Source organism: Corallibacter vietnamensis (assembly GCF_039537875.1).
Lineage (GTDB): Bacteria > Bacteroidota > Bacteroidia > Flavobacteriales > Flavobacteriaceae > Corallibacter > Corallibacter vietnamensis.
Genome location: NZ_BAABBI010000001.1, coordinates 103286 through 119964, shown reverse-complemented (window position 1 = coordinate 119964; position 16679 = coordinate 103286). Strand labels below are relative to the sequence as shown.

The following is a 16679-nucleotide window of genomic DNA, read 5'->3' as shown; positions in this document are numbered from 1 at the left end:
GTATGAAATTTTCATACGCGCAAACTATTGATTTACATGGTAAAGTGCTTACAAATTTAGATGTAGAGAACATTCATGTGGTAAATAAAACTTCAAAAAAATATGCAATAACTAATGAGTTGGGTGAGTTTAATATTGCGGTAAAACGCTATGATACGTTGGTTGTTTCTTCAATTCAGCACAAATTAGAATCTTTTGTAGTTGATGATACGATGATAGAACAAAAAGCCATAGTGGTAGCACTAGAGCCTTCTGTAAACAGTCTAGATGAAGTTGTTGTAGGGAAAGTACTTTCAGGAGATATGCTAATGGATATTCAAAATGTAGAAGGAACGCCTGTTACTGCCAAATCTTTAGGTATTCCTAGTTACCAAGGTAAACCTAAAACACAAGCACAGCGGTTACTTAAGGAGGCAACATCTGGTGGTGGTATTATTCCGCTTAATCCAATAATAAATGCCATAACAGGACGTACAAAAAAACTAAAGCTGTATGTTGAGTTAGAGAAAAAAGAAATCTTAATGTACCGTATCAAATCTAGATTAGAAGACGATTTGTTTGGTTCCTACACATTAGATGAAGATCACATTATGGACTATTTTTATTTTGTTTCTGAAGATGAAAATTTTCTAGAACGCTGTAATGACAAAAACGATATTTTTATATTAGAATTTCTTGTTGAGAAACTTGAAGAGTATAAACAAAATTTGAAGAATTAAGAAAACAATTAACACCAGCTGTTACTTTTTTAATTATCATATAACGTATTTTTACAGCATTATAAATAATTATGAAAGCAATAAAAATTTTCTTAACAGTGTCCTTTTTAGCCTGTTTTGCATTTACATCCGCTCACAAATATTACGTGAGTATCACACAAATAGAATATGTAAAAGAGCAAAAATCAGTTCAATTGATATCTAGAATATTTATTGATGATTTTGAAAGATTACTTCGTGAGCGTTATGATGAGACAATAACACTTTCGAAAAATAATGAAGCAAAAAATGCCCAATATTACATTGAGAAGTATTTAAAAGAAAAAATTCAAATACATATAAATGGGTCTAAAGTAGCGCTAGAGTATATAGGTAAAGAATATGAAAATGATATTATGTATTGCTACCTTGAGATAACACAAGTGTCTGCTATAAAAACTTTTGAAATAAAAAATCATGTTTTGTATGACCTATTTGATGATCAACAAAACATAATAAGAACCAAAATTAACGGTAAAAACAAGAGTTTTGTACTTATAAAAGAAAATGATAAAGGTTTGTTAAATTTTAAATAAAGAAACTGCTAAATCTTAAAAAATCGTTAATTTCCAACCTAAATTTTTGTAACTAAATATCATGATGAAAAAAGTAAAGTATCTTTTTCTTTCGGTTTTGTTTGTATCGGCAGGAATGTTTGCCCAAGAACAAGATCAAGAAAAGCCAGAGCGTAAGCCAGGTCATACAAACAACAACAAGTTTAAGCAATTGTATGATGAGTTTTCTACACCAAACATGTTCAGAACGGCTTCTGGAGCACCAGGACCAGCTTACTATCAGCAACAAGCAGATTATAAAATGGATATCAATCTAGATGATAAGAATGCCAAAATATCTGGTTTTGAAACAATAACTTACACCAATAATTCTCCAGATCAACTAAAATACCTTTGGGTACAGTTAGATCAAAATATGCGAGCTAAAGACTCTCAAACACCATTAATTCAAGGTAGTGGCGTTGCACCAGCACAGCAATTAGGTAGCTTTACATCTAGTTATATGTCTGATGGTTTTGACGGAGGTTTTAAAATTGAAGCAGTAACAGATACTAATGGTGAAGCTTTACCGCACATGATAAACCGCACTATGATGCGTGTTGAGTTGCCTAAACCAATTAAAACCGGAGAAAAGTTTTCATTCTCTATAAAGTGGTGGTATAACATTAACGATTACGTAAACATGGGTGGCCGTTCAGGTTATGAATACTTTCCAAAAGATGGCAATAGAAATTATATTATAGCACAGTTCTATCCAAGAATGGCTGTATATAATGATGTTGAAGGATGGCAAAACTCTCAATTTTGGGGGCGTGACGAATTTGCATTACCATTTGGTAATTTTGAAGTAAATATTACTGTACCAGCAGATCATATTCTTGATGCAACAGGAAAACTTACAAACCGCAAAGACGTTTTCTCAAAAGAAATGATGAAGCGTTATGAAAAAGCTAAAAAATCTTACGATAAACCAGTAATGATTGTTACTCAAAAAGAAGCAGAAAAAGCAGAAAAAGGATTTTCTAATGACACAAAAACATGGAAATTTTACGCTGAAAATGTTCGTGATTTTGGATTTGCATCATCAAGAAAATACATTTGGGATATGATGGCTGTAAAAATAGGCGATAAAGACGTTATGGCTGTATCTATGTATCCTAAAGAAGGAAACCCTCTATGGGAAGAATGGTCTACGTATGCTGTTGCAAGTACTTTAAAATCATATTCTAGAATGACGTTTGATTACCCTTATCATAAAGCTATTTCTGTTCACGCAAAGCAGCAAGGTATGGAGTATCCAATGATTTGTTTTAACTATGGTCGTCCTGATGAAAACGGAAAATATAGTGACAGAATAAAATACGGAATGATTAGCGTAATTATTCATGAAGTAGGTCATAATTTCTTTCCTATGATTGTAAATAGTGATGAGCGTCAATGGACATGGATGGATGAAGGATTAAATACATTTGTTCAATATGTAGCAGAACAAGATTTTGGTAAATGGTACCCAGAAGCACTATCAGAAGGAGATGAGACCTATCCTTCAAGTCGTGGGCCTGCGGCTAAAATAGTTCCTTACATGGGCGGAGATCAAGATTACATAGCTCCAATAATGACAAAAGGCTTAAACACATATCAATTTGGAAACAATGCTTATGGTAAGCCAGGAACAGCATTAAATATTTTAAGAGAAACCGTAATGGGACCAGAATTGTTTGACTATGCGTTTAGAGAGTATGCACAACGCTGGATGTTTAAACACCCAACACCAGAAGATTTCTTTAGAACAATGGAAGATGCATCTGCATTTGATTTAGATTGGTTTTGGAGAGGTTGGTTTTACACAACAGACTATGTTGATATAGGTGTTAAAGAAGTGAAAAAATATTACGTATCATCTGAACCAAATGAAAGAATTAAAGAAATGGTTAAACAACGTGGCATGAAAATGAGTGATTTACCACCGCTAGTTTATATGGTAGAAGAAGGAAGTGATGAGTTTAAAGAAAGCATGAAAAAAGGATCACTTTTAGAAAAGTCACCAACGCTAAAAGAATATATAATGGATAATTTTACTGCCGAAGAGCGTAAAAACTTAAAAGAGCCTAACTATTTTTATAATATTACTTTTGAAAAACCAGGTGGTTTAGTAATGCCTATAATTGTAGAGTATACTTATGCAGATGGAACTTCTAAAACAGAAAAGTATCCAGCGCAAATTTGGAGACTAAACGATAAAGAAGTTTCTAAAGCAGTCGCTTCTGATAAGGAAATTGTTAAAATAACAGTAGATCCTAATTTAGAAACAGCCGATGTTGATACATCAAACAACTCTTGGCCAAAAGAAGCACAACAAAGCAAATTTGATGAGTTTAAAAATGGTGTTAAAAACTAATAACCGTTAAATATCATTTAAAAAGCCAACTTTCTAGTTGGCTTTTTTTATTCTCATTAAACAACTCACTATATTTGCACAGTGATACCACAAATGATATATCTGTTTATAGGAACCACTGAAGTCATGTTTATACTATTTATAGTAGTCATGGTGTTTGGTGCTGATAAAATCCCTGAAATAGCCAGAGGATTAGGAAAAGGCATGCGTATGCTTCGTGATGCCTCAAACGACATCAAGTCTGAAATTACAAAGAGTGCTGAAAATAGTGGTATTGATACTAGTGTAACAAAAGACATTCAAGACGAATTAAATAAAGTAAAAGACGATTTAGAGGAGTTTACAGGTTCTGTCCGCAGAAAAATGTAAGCTTTTCAATAAACTCCATTACTTTAATTTAAGTATTCCTATTAAATTTAAACCTACACTTTTCGGCTTATAGTCAAGCCATCACGAATAGGTAATAGTACAGTCTCAATTCGAGTATCTTCTTTAAGTAATTTATTGTAGTTTAAAAGAGTTTGGGTAGATGTGTCATCCTTTTTTACCTTATCTAGTATTTTTCCACTCCATAAAACATTATCAGATAAAATAACGCCACCTGTATTTAGTTTGTCAATAATAACATGAAAATAATTCACATAGTTAGGCTTATCGGCATCAATAAAAACCAAATCAAACGTTTTGTCTAATTCAGGAATAATATCTAAAGCACTACCTAGATGTTGATGTATTTGATGCCCATAATCAGATTTGTCAAAATAACGACGTTGAAAATCTACCAACTCCTCATTTATATCTATGGTGTGTAACTCGCCATCGTGCTGCATACCTTCGGCAAGACACAATGCAGAATATCCTGTGTAAGTGCCTATTTCTAGTATGTTTTTAGGGTTTATTAATTTAGAAATGATACTTAAAACACGGCCTTGATAATGCCCGCTTAACATGCGCGGCTGTAATATTTTTTGATACGTTTCGCGGGTTAACTGTTGTAGTAACTCTGGTTCGTTTTCAGAATGTGCAACAACGTAATTGTCTAGTTCGTCAGATAAAAAATGCATTAGCCTAAAATTCTATTTATAAGTTTTTGTTTAGCTGCTTCATCATTACCACAAAGCCATTGTATCACATTGTCTTCCCAAATAGCATCACGCTCATTTTCATTAATAATATTGCGTTCTATAGCCAAATCCAAAATTTTACCTGGGTATGATGATTGTTTAGCGCTTTCCATTTCACCTAGAGGATAAGGGTCATCAAGTCCCATTAAAACTTGTTTTGATGTTTGATTTTTTATTAGTAATTGCAAGCCTCCGGTATCATGAACCAATGTGTCAAAAAAGATGTTAGGATGCGCCACGGCTTTTCTAGGATGGCTTTTACCTTCAAATAAATCTGGACGCCCATCAAAACCTTGAATACGACGACCTAAATTAATTTGTGCTAGTTGTCCGCCATGTGCAAAACACGTACGCATATTAGGGTATTTATCTTGATATCCGTTTAAGGTTAAAAAGTGATAAGCATCTGCACATTGAGCCAACATCCAAATTAAGTGAAAACGCCATGATGTGTTTTCTAATTTGATGAATTTTTCACCATCATAAGGGTGAATTTCTACGGCCAAATTGTATTTGTTAGCCAATTCAAAAATAGGCTCATTTTCTTCATCAAAAATACAGCGCCATGTGCCTATGGTATCCATGTAGTGCGTAGGTAAGCAAAGTAACTGTAAGCCTAATTCTTCTACACAGCGTTCAATCTCCCAACAAGCACCACGAACAAAACCAGGATGCACCACAAACCCTGTTGTAAATTTATTGGGGTTTTCATGCTGTATTTTAGCATTAAAATCATTTTGAAAACGCAAGGCTTGTTTCATTTCTTCTACACGCAAACCATTACCATACAATTGCGAAAGGTTTAAAACCACAGCATGATCTATTTTAAAACGCTCCATCCAAGCTAGCTTTTCATCTAAAAAAAAGCTAGAATCGGTTATAGGGCGGTTCCAATCTTTTTGAAGCATGAATTTTCGGTCTTTGTCAACCCAAAAAATACCTTTGTCTTTCATAAACTGTGGTATTTCTTCTGGATATGGTAATAAGTGCGAATGACCGTTAATACGTAGTTTGCGTTTTTGTTCCATAGCGTTTTCTAAAAAAAGTAGAAATCTTTTAAGGTTAGTAGGTTATTTTTTTGGTGGTTGCATTACGTGCCCACAATTATTGCACGTACGTTTTTCCTCATCACTGTAATATTTGTCAAAAATTACAGGCATATCGGTTTCTATATTATCTAACGGAAATTCTTCGCGATATAATAATGAGTTACAACTTTCACAATACCATTCTAAAGCATCGTTCACGCCTTCATCACGCGGATATTCTATAACAAGTCCTACAGTATCAGCCTTACGTTGCGGAGAATGCGGCACTTTAGGTGGTAATAAGTAAATATCACCTTCCTTAATATGCACATCTTCAGGTTTACCGTTGTTCATAATTTTAAGAACCATATCACCTTCAACTTGATAGAAAAATTCTGGAGTTTCATTATAGTGATAATCCTTTCGGCTATTTGGGCCACCAACAACCATTACAATATAATCACCATTAGGCCATACACATTTATTGCCAACTGGCGGTTTAAGCAAATGTCTATTTTCTTCAATCCATTGCTTAAAATTTAAAGGAGATACTAAATTGCTCATATTATTATTTTTTTGGCGTGCCCCTTTCAGGGTCGGGCTTTACGCGCTACATGGTAGCTAGCTTCAATCCCTCACGCAGATTTTTTATAAAGTTACAAAGATTTTGTACGACCGCCATCAACAGGAAGATTAATTCCGTTTATGTAGCTGGCACATTCACTCGCTAAAAATGTAATAGCATATGCTAACTCTTCAGGCTTGGCAAAACGTTTTGCAGGAACCGCTTGTTTCATTGCATTAGCAGATTCTTCTTCACTATTACCTGTTTTAGAAGCTTTGTTTTTTATAATTTCTGTTAAACGTTCAGTGCCTGTTGCTCCAGGAAGTACATTGTTTACGGTAATACCAAATTGTCCTAGCTCATTTGCAAGCGTTTTACTCCAGTTTGCTACAGCACCACGAATTGTGTTGCTTACGCCAAGTCCGTCAAGTGGTTGCTTTACTGATGTAGAAATAACATTAATTATACGCCCAAAACCTTCAGTTTTCATATAAGGAACAACAGCTTGCGCTAATACGTGGTTGCACTTTAAATGCTGTGTAAAAGCGTTTTCAAATTCTTCAAGTTTGGCGTTAAAAACTGGACCACCAGCAGGACCACCTGTGTTGTTTACTAAAATATGAAACCCATGATTTTTAGTGATAAAATCAGTGATTTTTTCTTGTAAATCTTCAGGATTTGAAAAATCAGCCACTATATAACTGTGGTTTCTATGACTTGGTAGCTCGGCTAAAACAGCTTTTAATTTGTCTTCGTTTCTTGCAATCAGGGTAACATTAGCGCCCTCGTTCGCCAATGATAAAGCAGTGGCTTTACCTATTCCGGCAGTACTACCACAAACAAGTGCGTTTTTGTTGTTTATATTTAGATTCATAATTGTTTAAGTTGTTTTTGTTTTAAGTGTTTTTTATGACTTAATATTTAATGCATACATTTTTAGGTTCAGTAAAAAATCGTAAGGCTTCAAATCCGCCTTCACGACCTACGCCACTTGCTTTTACGCCACCAAAAGGTGTTCTTAAATCACGCATTAACCATGTGTTTACCCAAACAATTCCTGCGTGTATTTGACTACTTAAACGCATGGTGCGTTTTAAGTTGTTAGTCCATAAAGTTGCAGATAAGCCATACTTTACTTTGTTAGCCATTTGTAAGACTTCGTCTTCTGTTTTAAAAGGCATAATGGTTACTATAGGTCCAAAAATTTCTTCTTGGTTTACACGGCATTCATCTGATGTGACTTCTATAACTGTAGGTTCTAAATAGTAACCATTTTCGTAACCTGACACAGTAACCTCATTTCCTCCGCATAAAACAGTGCCGCCTTCTTTTTTGGCAATATCAATGTAGCTTTTTACTTTTTCAAGATGAGGTTTTGAGACTAAAGCTCCGATATTAGTTGTGCTTTCAGAAGGATGTCCTACTTTAAGTTGTTTTACTTTCTCAACAAAATCTACTTTAAATTTTTCATAAATAGCTTGTTCTACAAAAATTCTACTTCCACATAAACAGATTTGTCCTTGGTTAGCAAAAGATGAACGAACAGATGTGGCTAGCATATCCTCATAATCACAATCTGCAAAAATGATGTTTGGGTTTTTTCCACCTAGCTCCAACGACAGTTTTTTAAACATAGGAGCTGCTACTTTAGCGATATGAGCTCCTGTTGCAGTGCCTCCTGTAAACGAAATAGCTTTGATGTCTGGATGTTCTATTATGGCTTGTCCGGTGGTAGTACCTAAACCATGAACGATGTTTAATACGCCTTTTGGTAAGCCAGCATCATTACAAATTTTGCCTAATAAATAAGCCGTCATAGGTGTGACTTCACTTGGTTTAGCAACTACGCAATTTCCAGCGGCTAGCGCAGGAGCGATTTTCCAAGTAAATAAATATAGTGGCAGATTCCATGGTGAAATACAACCTACAACGCCAATAGGTTGGCGTAATGTGTAATTTATAGCATTTTGTCCTGCACTTTCATGGCTTTCGCTAGCAAATTGAGTGATTGCATTTCCAAAAAAGCGAAAGTTACTAGATGCTCTTGGGATATCTATAGCTTTTGCAAGACTGATAGGTTTGCCATTGTCTTTGCTTTCTGCTTGTGCTAGTTCATCTAAATGAGCTTCAATACCTTCAGAGATTTTAAGTAGTATGCGGCTACGTTCTTCTAAAGTGGTTTGAGACCAGCTAGGAAAAGCAGACTTTGCGGCTATATAAGCATTTTCAACATCGTCTTTTGAAGAATTAGGGATTTGTCCATAAACGTTACCATTTGATGGGTTGTAATTATCTATCCAATCATTTGATATTGGATTGTGAAAATTTCCGTTTATGTAGTTTTTGATGTTTTCCATTTTTGTTCTTCTGAAATTGATTTCGCATTAAGTACGGAATGACAAGTCTATACGTTTTTCTTATATGCCATTACCTTAATCTCAACCAATAAGTCCGGATGAGGTAATTGGTGTACGGCAACTGTAGTACGAGTTGGTCCTGTTGCTTTCTCAAAAAATTCAGCATAAGCTTTGTTATAACCAGCAAAATCATTCATGTTTACTAAAAAGGTTGTAACGTCTACAACATCTTTAAGACTAGCGCCTACAGTTTTAAGATTTTTGTCAATATTTTTTAAAACCTCTCTGGTTTGCACTTCAATGTCTAGTACTTTGGTGTTCATTTCGTCTATTAACTCGACACCAGCAATAGTGTTGTCAGCTCTTCTGGAGCTTGTTCCAGATACAAAAATAAAATCGCCCACAACTTTTACATGTGGGTAAGCACCTCTTGGTGTTACTTTGGTTCCTGCGTTCATAATTATGATTTCAAACCAGCAATCCTGTCATCTTCAAGGATGTTTTCGGTTTCAGTTTTTACTTTTTCTAAATTTAATTTTAAATCGTCGTTTATGTTTAGTTTTCCATCAGCTAACATATTTAGAATCGCCTTGTCTTGAGCGCGACCTTTTAGCATAGCTTCTCTATAACCAACATCTTCGTTAAAGGTTACTAGTGAATATTTTGAAGAATAGTCATGTGGAAACTCTTTTTCTAAAGCCATTTCTAAACTGCGTTTTTCTCTAAAATTAGCATGATTTACATGGCCTTTCATTTCGTAAAAGTTATCAATGGCTAAATCTGCTATGGCGTCTGTATCTTGCTTTCTAGAAGACTCATAGGCTTTAAAAACAGCTTCCCAATCATCATGTTCTTGATCTAATATTTTATCAAATTCTACTACATCTTCAAAAGAGGCGTTCATACCCTGCCCGTAAAAAGGTACAATAGCATGAGCTGCATCTCCCATTAAAAGCGTATTTCCTTTATAATGCCAAGGAGAACATTTTACAGTGCCAAGAGGTGCTGTTGGATTCTCAAAGAAATCATCAACAAGGTTTGGCATAAGTTCTAATGCATCTTTAAAATATTTTTCAAAGAACTCTAATACGCGCTCTTTTGTGGTTAGGTTGTTAAAGTTATATTCACCTTCGTCAAAGCTTAAAAATAGCGTTACTGTAAAGCTGCCATCAAGATTTGGTAATGCGATAAGCATAAAAGACTCACGTCCCCAAATATGAAGTGCGTTTTTATAGGTTTTATAGCTGCCATTTTCACCTGGAAGAATGCTTAACTCTTTGTAGCCATGTGTTAGGTAATCTTGAGAGAAGCTAAATAAGAACTTTTTGCCTAAATAATAGCTTTTGCGTAAGGCAGAGCCAGCGCCATCAGTGCCTATTATAATATCAGCATCTTCAATAAACTCTTTGTTAGTATCGTAATCTTTAAAGGTTGCTGTTGTTTTTTCAAAATCTACAGCTTTACATTTTTTATTAAAATGAATCGTAACATTTTTATGTTGCTCGGCTTCGTTAAGAAGTAAGGCGTTTAACTCACCTCTAGAGATAGAGTTGATATATTCGTGTTCGCGACCACTGTATGGTGCCAAAGTTGTATTGCCTTCTATATCGTGAAGCATACGACCATTCATAGGGATACAAAGCGGTTCTACTTTATCTTGAATACCTACAAGGTTCATAGCTTTGATGCCTCTATCTGAAAAAGCAAGGTTTATAGAACGCCCTGCAGATATATCTACTTTACGTAAGTCTGGACGCATTTCATAAACTGTAACATTGTAACCACGTTGACCTAATCGTAAAGCGAGTAGTGAACCACATAACCCTGCGCCAATGATGAGAATATTTTGTTTTTTGTTCATTTTTTTATTTCTATACCTAATGAATTGCTATATGTTTTTTTCAAGCGTTGTTTTTATTTCTTGAATTTCTTGATAAGACAATCTAATTTTTTTTAAATTAATAAATTCTTCTTTATTGTCTAGGTTTATGCACGAAATAGTGTCTTTTATAGCATTAAATTTTATAGTTGAAAAATCATTAAAAAAAACACGCTTAACAAGGTTGTTTTTAATGATGTATTCTATTTTTTTATTAGTGATTGTAAGTGAATCTTGTCCTAGATTTAAGCCAAAAGATAGTAATCCTAAAATGTGATATTCTAAAAAACCAATATCAGATTTTTTTGATATTTTTAGAATTATTTGTTCTCTATCTATGTTATAGTTGGCTGTTTTCATTCACTTATACCAGTTCTTTTAGTTTTTCAACAGTTTTATATACATCCTGATAGCTATTGTATAAAGGAACAGGTGCACAGCGAATTACATCTGGTTCACGCCAATCACTAATGACACCAGCTTCCGTTAATTTTTTATGTAAATTTTTATCAGCATTTTTAACTTGAATAGAAAGCTGACAACCACGCTCTTTTGGGTTTTCAGGTGTGATGATACGAATAGTATCTTCTCCTAATTGTTTTAAAAGAAACTCAAAATACCCTGTGATTTTTCTAGATTTTTCAGTTAACACTTCCATACCAACTTCAGCAAAAATATCTAATGAAGCACGAATGGCAGCTAATGATAAAATAGGCGGGTTGCTTAATTGCCAACCTTCTGCACCTGGTAGTACATCAAATTCATGGCGCATATTAAATCGAGTTTGTTTATTATGACTCCACCAGCCAGTAAATCGGTTTAGGGATTTATCATGAGCATGACGTTCATGAACAAAAGCACCTGCCAAACTTCCTGGTCCGGAATTTAAATATTTGTAAGTACACCAAATAGCAAAATCAGCGCCTGAATCGTGAAGATTAAGCTGTACATTACCAGCGCCATGAGCACAATCAAAACCAACCATACAGCCGTGTTTGTGACCTAGTTGCGTAATGCGTTTCATGTCAAAAAATTGCCCCGTGTAATAATTGGTATTTCCTATCATTATTAAAGCAATCTCATCACTGTGTTGCTCAACAATGCTTTCTAAATCTTCATAATGATATAGTTCTTCACCTTCTCTGGGTTTCCATAATATTAAACCCGCTTTATCATCAAAGCCATGATGACGTAATTGAGACTCAACAGCATATTTGTCACTAGGAAAAGCATCAGCTTCTATAACTATTTTATAGCGTTTTGATGTTGGTTTATAAAAGGAAACCATCATAAAATGCAAATTAGCAGTTAAGGTGTTCATTGTAACCACTTCAATAGGTTTTGCACCAACAACTTTTGCCATGTTTTCGGTTAAAAATTCATGGTAAGGTAGCCATGGGTTTTTTGCATCTGTATGGCCTTCTACACCAAGATTTGCCCAATCTTTTAGTTCTTGATCAATATATGATTTGGTGGTTTTAGGTTGTAGTCCTAATGAGTTTCCGCAGAGATAAATCATCTCATTTCCATCTTTATCTTTAGGAATAAGAAATTTATCGCGATACGTTTTTAATGGATCGTTTTGGTCAAGTTTTTTAGCAAAATCAAGACCTGTTTTATAGTCAGACAATGTGTGTTGTTTTTCGGTTTCCTACAAAAATAAGAATTATAGGTAAGGAATAACATCATATTATATATATAATTTGGGTAGTTGTTTTTGTTTTACCAAAAGAAAAAGCACTTTAATTATTCATTAAAGCGCTTTTTGTGAATATATAGACGCAAATGCGGGATATTATAATTTATATACGTATTTAGTCTATGTTTAGATGTTTTACTTACAAAATAAATAGTTTTAGTTGTAGGTTATTTTAATTTTTGAAAGTTTAGCAATAGGATTGCCATCATTTTTTTTGTGGTCTAAAGCAATTTTTATGCCGTTGAAGTCTTGAAGGTTTTCAAATGTGTTTGATACTGTAGGTTTGTGAGAATTTCCTTTTCTATAAACCCATTCTTTAATGAAGTAATTGTTGTCATAAAAAATATCATAGGCATCTCCAGGCGTGTAACCACCTTTTTTAGGGTAAGTGACTGTTATTTTATTCATGGTTGTTTTGCTAACAGGGGCAGTGGCTTCAACGGATTCAGAAATTGTTGCAGATGTATCCCATATTAATTGAAAGGGAATTAATAACCAGAATTTGTCATTTATAAAAGCACGATCTATTTTTTTTGCCGTACTGTTCATAGATTTTCGGTTGTAACTAATGGTGTCTGTATTTGTTGTTAATTTAATATCGTCAGTTTTTGGTTTCCATTCCCAAAATCGATTTTCACCAAATTTAAATTGAATTTCATTGACAGCATCCCATTTTTCAAAACCATGGGCATGTGCAATTTTTTCAACGACAGACAATTCTTTGCTTTCGGTAGTTTTATTTTCTTTACAAGCAGCAAAAAGGATGATTAAGAATAAAAAGCTTATGTTTTTTTTCATATTTTTAAGTTTTAGGCAAAGATAAAGATTAGCTATGAGTGATAATCAACATTATTTTGATATAAATAAAAATACTTGGAATGATAAAGTTAAAGTTCATTCTAAAAGCGACATGTACGATTTAGAAGTTTTCAAAAAAGGAAAAAGCTCGTTAATGTCTTATGAGACGAAGGCTTTGGCTGATGTTTCAGGAAAGTCGCTATTGCATTTGCAGTGTCATTTTGGTCAGGATACATTAAGTTGGAGTAGAGCAGGAGCTAAATGTACTGGAGTAGATTTAAGCGATGAAGGTATTAAGCTGGCTAAATCGCTTAATAGTGAATTGCAATTAGATGCTGAATTTGTGTGTTGTAATGTTTTAGATACTTCTAAACATGTAACTGATATGTTTGATGTTGTTTTTACGAGTTATGGCGTTATAGGTTGGTTGCCAGATTTAAAACCTTGGGGACAAATGATTGCTGAACGGCTTAAACCTGGAGGTGCGTTTTATATGGTTGAGTTTCATCCTATTGTTTGGATGTTTGATTATTTAGATAATAAGCCGGTTATGAAATATGGTTATATGCAAGATGAGGTTATTTATGAAGAGTATGAAGGAACTTATGCAGATACAAACTCAAAAATGATAAGCAAAGAGTATGGGTGGAATCATGGTTTAAGCGAAGTTGTTAATGCGTTAGCACTAGCAGGATTACATATAGAATATTTAAATGAATACGATGAGAGTCCTTATGATGTATTACCTGATTTAATAAAAACTAAATCAGGTATGTATGCTACAAAAGACAAATTGTATCCGTTAATTTTTGAAATAAAAGCGAAAAAAATTTAATGATTTTCCTTTAAAAGCTCTGGAAATTTTCTTTTAAAACGATTTAATCTTGGGATAGATACGTTTTGTATATAAGGATTTTCAGGGTGCAAACGCTCATAGTTTTGGTGGTAATCTTCGGCTTTCCAAAACTTTTGAAACGGATAAACTTCAGCTGCTATTTTAGCGTTTAATTTTTTAGATAATGCCGTTTTTTTTGTTTCTATAATTTGTTTTTGCTCATCATTTTGATAAAAAATAATAGAGCGGTATTGCGAACCTATATCATTGCCTTGCCCGTTAACTTGTGTTGGGTTTTGTGATCCAAAATACACGTCTACTAGTGTTGAAAAGCTTACTATGTTTGGGTCATAGATAACTTCAACGGCTTCGGCATGTCCTGTTCGTCCGGTATTACTAGCTTCATAAGTTGGTTTTTTTGTATGACCGCCAGAATAACCTGAAATAACTTCGCTTACACCTTTTACGCTTTCATAAATAGCTTCAACGCACCAAAAACATCCGCTTGCAAAATAAGCACGAGCTTTACCTTTTTGAATAGGAATTTCAACAGGTTCGGCGTTTATAATTGCTAATTGTTTAGGGCTTGTTTGCGCAGTATTATTACAACTAAATAATAAACTGATAATAAGTAATGGAATGACTTTTTGCATGGTTTAATTTTTTTAATGTAGTCGGTAATAATGGTGAAACCTTAAAGATAATATGCTAAAATTATATTAAATAAAAAAGCCTTTACAAGAATGTAAAGGCTTTTTGATGTGTTATAACTGTTTTGCAATTATAGTTTTGCAAATAATTTTTCCATTTTTTCTTTTTGTTCTTCAGCAAGTGCTTCATCAACTAGAATACGACCACTGTGCTCATCAGTAATAATTTTTTTACGTGATGCAATTTCCATTTGAACTTGTGGTGGAATTGTAAAAAATGATCCTCCAGAAGCCCCTCTTTCAATTGGCACGACAGCTAAACCATTTTTAACATTGGTACGAATTCTTGTATAAGCAGCTACTAAACGCTCTTCTATAGAGGCTTTGTAATCTTCAGATTTCTTGATAAGAGCTTGCTCCTCTTTTTCGGTTTCAGCTAAAATAGCATCTAATTCCCCTTTTTTGTGTTTAAGGTGAGTTTCACGCTCTTTTAAGCGGTCTTTAGTTTGAGAGATAACTTCTTTCTTTTGTTCAATTTGTGCTTTAAACTCTTTAATGTGTTTTTCAGCTAATTGAATTTCTAACTCCTGAAATTCTATTTCTTTAGTGATAGAGTTATATTCTCTGTTATTACGAACATTTTTTTGTTGTTCGCTATATTTTTTAATTAATGCTTTAGCTTCTTCAATAAGATTTTTCTTTGAGCTAATATCATTGTTTATAGTCTCTAAACTAGATTCAAGTTTTTCTAGTCTAGTGTTTAGTCCAGCAACTTCATCTTCTAAATCACGAACTTCTAAAGGAAGTTCTCCGCGAACATTTCTTATTTCATCGATACGAGAATCGATAAGTTGTAAATCGTATAAAGCTCTTAAACGCTCTTCTACAGATACTTCTTTCTTTTTTGCCATACTTTAAAAATACTTTACAGGATTGGTATTGGTCTTTGATAAAACGACTGCAAAATTAGTAATTTTTTTTGTAAGATACGCTACTAAAAGGTTTTTTGTGAACTGCTCACTTTCATAATGCCCTATATCTGCCAAAACTATTTGGTTTTCTGCACTGAAAAAGTCATGGTATTTTAAATCGGCAGTAATGTAAATATCAGCATTTAAGGCTTTTGCATTAGGAATGCCAAAGCTGCCAGAACCACCTAAAACTGCTACTTTTTTTATAGGTTTGTCAAGTAATTTTGAGTGTCTTATGCAATCTGTTTGCATTTTATTTTTAAGGTGTTTTAAAAAATCAATTTCAGACATCGAATTTTTTAATTCACCTATCATGCCCATGCCAATATGCTGGTTTGTGTTTTCAAGTGTAGTGATTTCGTAAGCAACCTCTTCGTAAGAGTGCGTTTTAAATAGTGTTTTTAAAATGATGCTTTCTAGATGTTTTGGGAATGTAACCGAAATTTGCGTTTCTGGTTCGTGTTGCGTTTCACCTTTTTTTCCAATAGTTGGATTAGAGTTTTCATTACCATTAAATGTTCCAATGCCATTAACATTAAAGCTACAGTTGTTGTAATTACCAATACTACCAGCTCCAACATTAAAAAGAGCTTCGCGAAGCGTTTCAGCTTCTTTTTCAGGTACAAACGTGACTAGTTTTTTTATGGTTTGTGATTGCGGAATTAAAATAGCTCTGTTTGTTAAGCCAAGTTGCTCACATATCATATTGTTAACACCTTTATTAGAATTGTCTAAAGCTGTATGTATGGCATAGATCGCGATATCATGTTTTATGGCTTTCATGACAACACGTTCTACATAGGTTTTGCCTGTAAGTTTTTTTAGCCCTTTAAAAACAATAGGGTGAAAACTTACAATAAGGTTGCAGTTAGTTTCTATGGCTTCGTCAACAACACTTTCTAGCGTGTCAAGTGTTACTAAAACTCCAGTGATTTTTTGTTTTTTATCACCAACTAATAGCCCAACATTGTCAAAGCCTTCAGCGTAGCTTGTTGGCGAAAGTTCTTCTAAATAATTTATAACATCATTTACAATCATAGTCATTCATGTATTTGCTCAAAACTACACATTTTTTCATTGACATAAGATGATATTTTGCCTA

The 16679-nt window shown here is 33.8% G+C and carries 18 protein-coding genes; 5 read left to right on the top strand and 13 right to left on the bottom strand.

Annotated features, from left to right (window positions below):
- The first annotated feature begins 2 nt into the window (after positions 1–2).
- The 4 genes from ABD690_RS00605 (at position 3) to ABD690_RS00590 (ending at position 4040) form a co-directional block, all read left to right on the top strand.
- Complete coding sequence (locus ABD690_RS00605) at positions 3–719, top strand: hypothetical protein (RefSeq protein WP_344725983.1); 717 nt, start codon at positions 3–5, stop codon at positions 717–719.
- 71 nt (positions 720–790) lie between these two features.
- A complete protein-coding gene (locus tag ABD690_RS00600) occupies positions 791–1294 on the top strand; it encodes a DUF6702 family protein (RefSeq protein ID WP_344725982.1) in 504 nt (167 codons plus the stop codon).
- 64 nt (positions 1295–1358) lie between these two features.
- On the top strand, positions 1359–3671 hold the full coding sequence (locus ABD690_RS00595; protein WP_344729261.1) for a M1 family metallopeptidase: 2313 nt from the start codon (positions 1359–1361) through the stop codon (positions 3669–3671).
- Positions 3672–3764: 93 nt separating this feature from the next.
- The gene (locus ABD690_RS00590) at positions 3765–4040 is read left to right on the top strand and encodes a Sec-independent protein translocase subunit TatA/TatB (RefSeq protein ID WP_344725981.1); all 276 of its coding nucleotides are present in this window, start codon (positions 3765–3767) and stop codon (positions 4038–4040) included.
- A 53-nt stretch (positions 4041–4093) separates the two neighbouring features.
- Here the strand turns inward: ABD690_RS00590 and ABD690_RS00585 are convergent, their stop codons facing one another.
- The 10 genes from ABD690_RS00585 to ABD690_RS00540 form a co-directional block, all read right to left on the bottom strand.
- Entirely contained in the window at positions 4094–4735 is a 642-nt protein-coding gene (locus tag ABD690_RS00585) for an O-methyltransferase (protein ID WP_344725979.1), read from the bottom strand.
- Positions 4735–5823: an amidohydrolase family protein gene (locus tag ABD690_RS00580; RefSeq protein WP_344725977.1), complete on the bottom strand. Its 1089-nt coding sequence runs from the start codon at positions 5821–5823 to the stop codon at positions 4735–4737. The genes ABD690_RS00585 and ABD690_RS00580 overlap by 1 nt, the downstream gene beginning before the upstream one ends.
- 42 nt (positions 5824–5865) lie before the next feature.
- Entirely contained in the window at positions 5866–6387 is a 522-nt protein-coding gene (locus tag ABD690_RS00575; RefSeq protein WP_344725975.1) for a 3-hydroxyanthranilate 3,4-dioxygenase, read from the bottom strand.
- A 92-nt stretch (positions 6388–6479) separates the two neighbouring features.
- Positions 6480–7262: an SDR family oxidoreductase gene (locus ABD690_RS00570; RefSeq protein WP_344725973.1), complete on the bottom strand. Its 783-nt coding sequence runs from the start codon at positions 7260–7262 to the stop codon at positions 6480–6482.
- A gap of 40 nt (positions 7263–7302) precedes the next feature.
- Entirely contained in the window at positions 7303–8745 is a 1443-nt protein-coding gene (locus ABD690_RS00565) for an aldehyde dehydrogenase (RefSeq protein WP_344725971.1), read from the bottom strand.
- 47 nt (positions 8746–8792) lie between these two features.
- Complete coding sequence (locus tag ABD690_RS00560; RefSeq protein ID WP_344725969.1) at positions 8793–9203, bottom strand: RidA family protein; 411 nt, start codon at positions 9201–9203, stop codon at positions 8793–8795.
- Positions 9204–9205: 2 nt separating this feature from the next.
- Positions 9206–10606, bottom strand: a complete 1401-nt coding sequence (locus ABD690_RS00555; protein ID WP_344725967.1) for an FAD-dependent oxidoreductase — start codon at positions 10604–10606, stop codon at positions 9206–9208.
- A 27-nt stretch (positions 10607–10633) separates the two neighbouring features.
- A complete protein-coding gene (locus ABD690_RS00550; protein WP_344725965.1) occupies positions 10634–10984 on the bottom strand; it encodes a hypothetical protein in 351 nt (116 codons plus the stop codon).
- 4 nt (positions 10985–10988) lie between these two features.
- A complete protein-coding gene (kynU, locus tag ABD690_RS00545) occupies positions 10989–12254 on the bottom strand; it encodes a kynureninase (RefSeq protein WP_344725963.1) in 1266 nt (421 codons plus the stop codon).
- 225 nt (positions 12255–12479) lie between these two features.
- Complete coding sequence (locus tag ABD690_RS00540) at positions 12480–13121, bottom strand: hypothetical protein (RefSeq protein WP_344725961.1); 642 nt, start codon at positions 13119–13121, stop codon at positions 12480–12482.
- Between the two features lie 34 nt (positions 13122–13155).
- Between ABD690_RS00540 and ABD690_RS00535 the strand changes: the two genes are divergently transcribed.
- On the top strand, positions 13156–13956 hold the full coding sequence (locus ABD690_RS00535; protein WP_344725959.1) for a class I SAM-dependent methyltransferase: 801 nt from the start codon (positions 13156–13158) through the stop codon (positions 13954–13956).
- Here the strand turns inward: ABD690_RS00535 and msrA are convergent.
- The 3 genes from msrA to ABD690_RS00520 all read right to left on the bottom strand — a co-directional run bounded on the left by msrA (position 13953) and on the right by ABD690_RS00520 (position 16615).
- Entirely contained in the window at positions 13953–14609 is a 657-nt protein-coding gene (msrA, locus tag ABD690_RS00530; protein ID WP_344725957.1) for a peptide-methionine (S)-S-oxide reductase MsrA, read from the bottom strand. The genes ABD690_RS00535 and msrA overlap by 4 nt on opposite strands.
- 128 nt (positions 14610–14737) lie before the next feature.
- Positions 14738–15517, bottom strand: a complete 780-nt coding sequence (locus ABD690_RS00525; RefSeq protein ID WP_344725955.1) for a zinc ribbon domain-containing protein — start codon at positions 15515–15517, stop codon at positions 14738–14740.
- Between the two features lie 3 nt (positions 15518–15520).
- Entirely contained in the window at positions 15521–16615 is a 1095-nt protein-coding gene (locus ABD690_RS00520; protein ID WP_344725953.1) for a Nif3-like dinuclear metal center hexameric protein, read from the bottom strand.
- Positions 16616–16679 lie beyond the last annotated feature (64 nt).

What these genes read in the sequence shown, in the direction of transcription:
- ABD690_RS00565 (WP_344725971.1), bottom strand. Translation starts at nt 8,745, where the DNA reads ATGGAAAACATCAAAAACTACATAAACGGAAATTTTCACAATCCAATA.
- ABD690_RS00580 (WP_344725977.1), bottom strand. Translation starts at nt 5,823, where the DNA reads ATGGAACAAAAACGCAAACTACGTATTAACGGTCATTCGCACTTATTA.
- ABD690_RS00570 (WP_344725973.1), bottom strand. Translation starts at nt 7,262, where the DNA reads ATGAATCTAAATATAAACAACAAAAACGCACTTGTTTGTGGTAGTACT.
- ABD690_RS00540 (WP_344725961.1), bottom strand. Translation starts at nt 13,121, where the DNA reads ATGAAAAAAAACATAAGCTTTTTATTCTTAATCATCCTTTTTGCTGCT.
- msrA (WP_344725957.1), bottom strand. Translation starts at nt 14,609, where the DNA reads ATGCAAAAAGTCATTCCATTACTTATTATCAGTTTATTATTTAGTTGT.
- ABD690_RS00600 (WP_344725982.1), top strand. Translation starts at nt 791, where the DNA reads ATGAAAGCAATAAAAATTTTCTTAACAGTGTCCTTTTTAGCCTGTTTT.
- ABD690_RS00555 (WP_344725967.1), bottom strand. Translation starts at nt 10,606, where the DNA reads ATGAACAAAAAACAAAATATTCTCATCATTGGCGCAGGGTTATGTGGT.
- ABD690_RS00590 (WP_344725981.1), top strand. Translation starts at nt 3,765, where the DNA reads ATGATATATCTGTTTATAGGAACCACTGAAGTCATGTTTATACTATTT.
- ABD690_RS00535 (WP_344725959.1), top strand. Translation starts at nt 13,156, where the DNA reads ATGAGTGATAATCAACATTATTTTGATATAAATAAAAATACTTGGAAT.
- ABD690_RS00525 (WP_344725955.1), bottom strand. Translation starts at nt 15,517, where the DNA reads ATGGCAAAAAAGAAAGAAGTATCTGTAGAAGAGCGTTTAAGAGCTTTA.
- ABD690_RS00550 (WP_344725965.1), bottom strand. Translation starts at nt 10,984, where the DNA reads ATGAAAACAGCCAACTATAACATAGATAGAGAACAAATAATTCTAAAA.
- ABD690_RS00560 (WP_344725969.1), bottom strand. Translation starts at nt 9,203, where the DNA reads ATGAACGCAGGAACCAAAGTAACACCAAGAGGTGCTTACCCACATGTA.
- ABD690_RS00605 (WP_344725983.1), top strand. Translation starts at nt 3, where the DNA reads ATGAAATTTTCATACGCGCAAACTATTGATTTACATGGTAAAGTGCTT.
- ABD690_RS00595 (WP_344729261.1), top strand. Translation starts at nt 1,359, where the DNA reads ATGAAAAAAGTAAAGTATCTTTTTCTTTCGGTTTTGTTTGTATCGGCA.
- ABD690_RS00585 (WP_344725979.1), bottom strand. Translation starts at nt 4,735, where the DNA reads ATGCATTTTTTATCTGACGAACTAGACAATTACGTTGTTGCACATTCT.
- ABD690_RS00520 (WP_344725953.1), bottom strand. Translation starts at nt 16,615, where the DNA reads ATGATTGTAAATGATGTTATAAATTATTTAGAAGAACTTTCGCCAACA.
- ABD690_RS00575 (WP_344725975.1), bottom strand. Translation starts at nt 6,387, where the DNA reads ATGAGCAATTTAGTATCTCCTTTAAATTTTAAGCAATGGATTGAAGAA.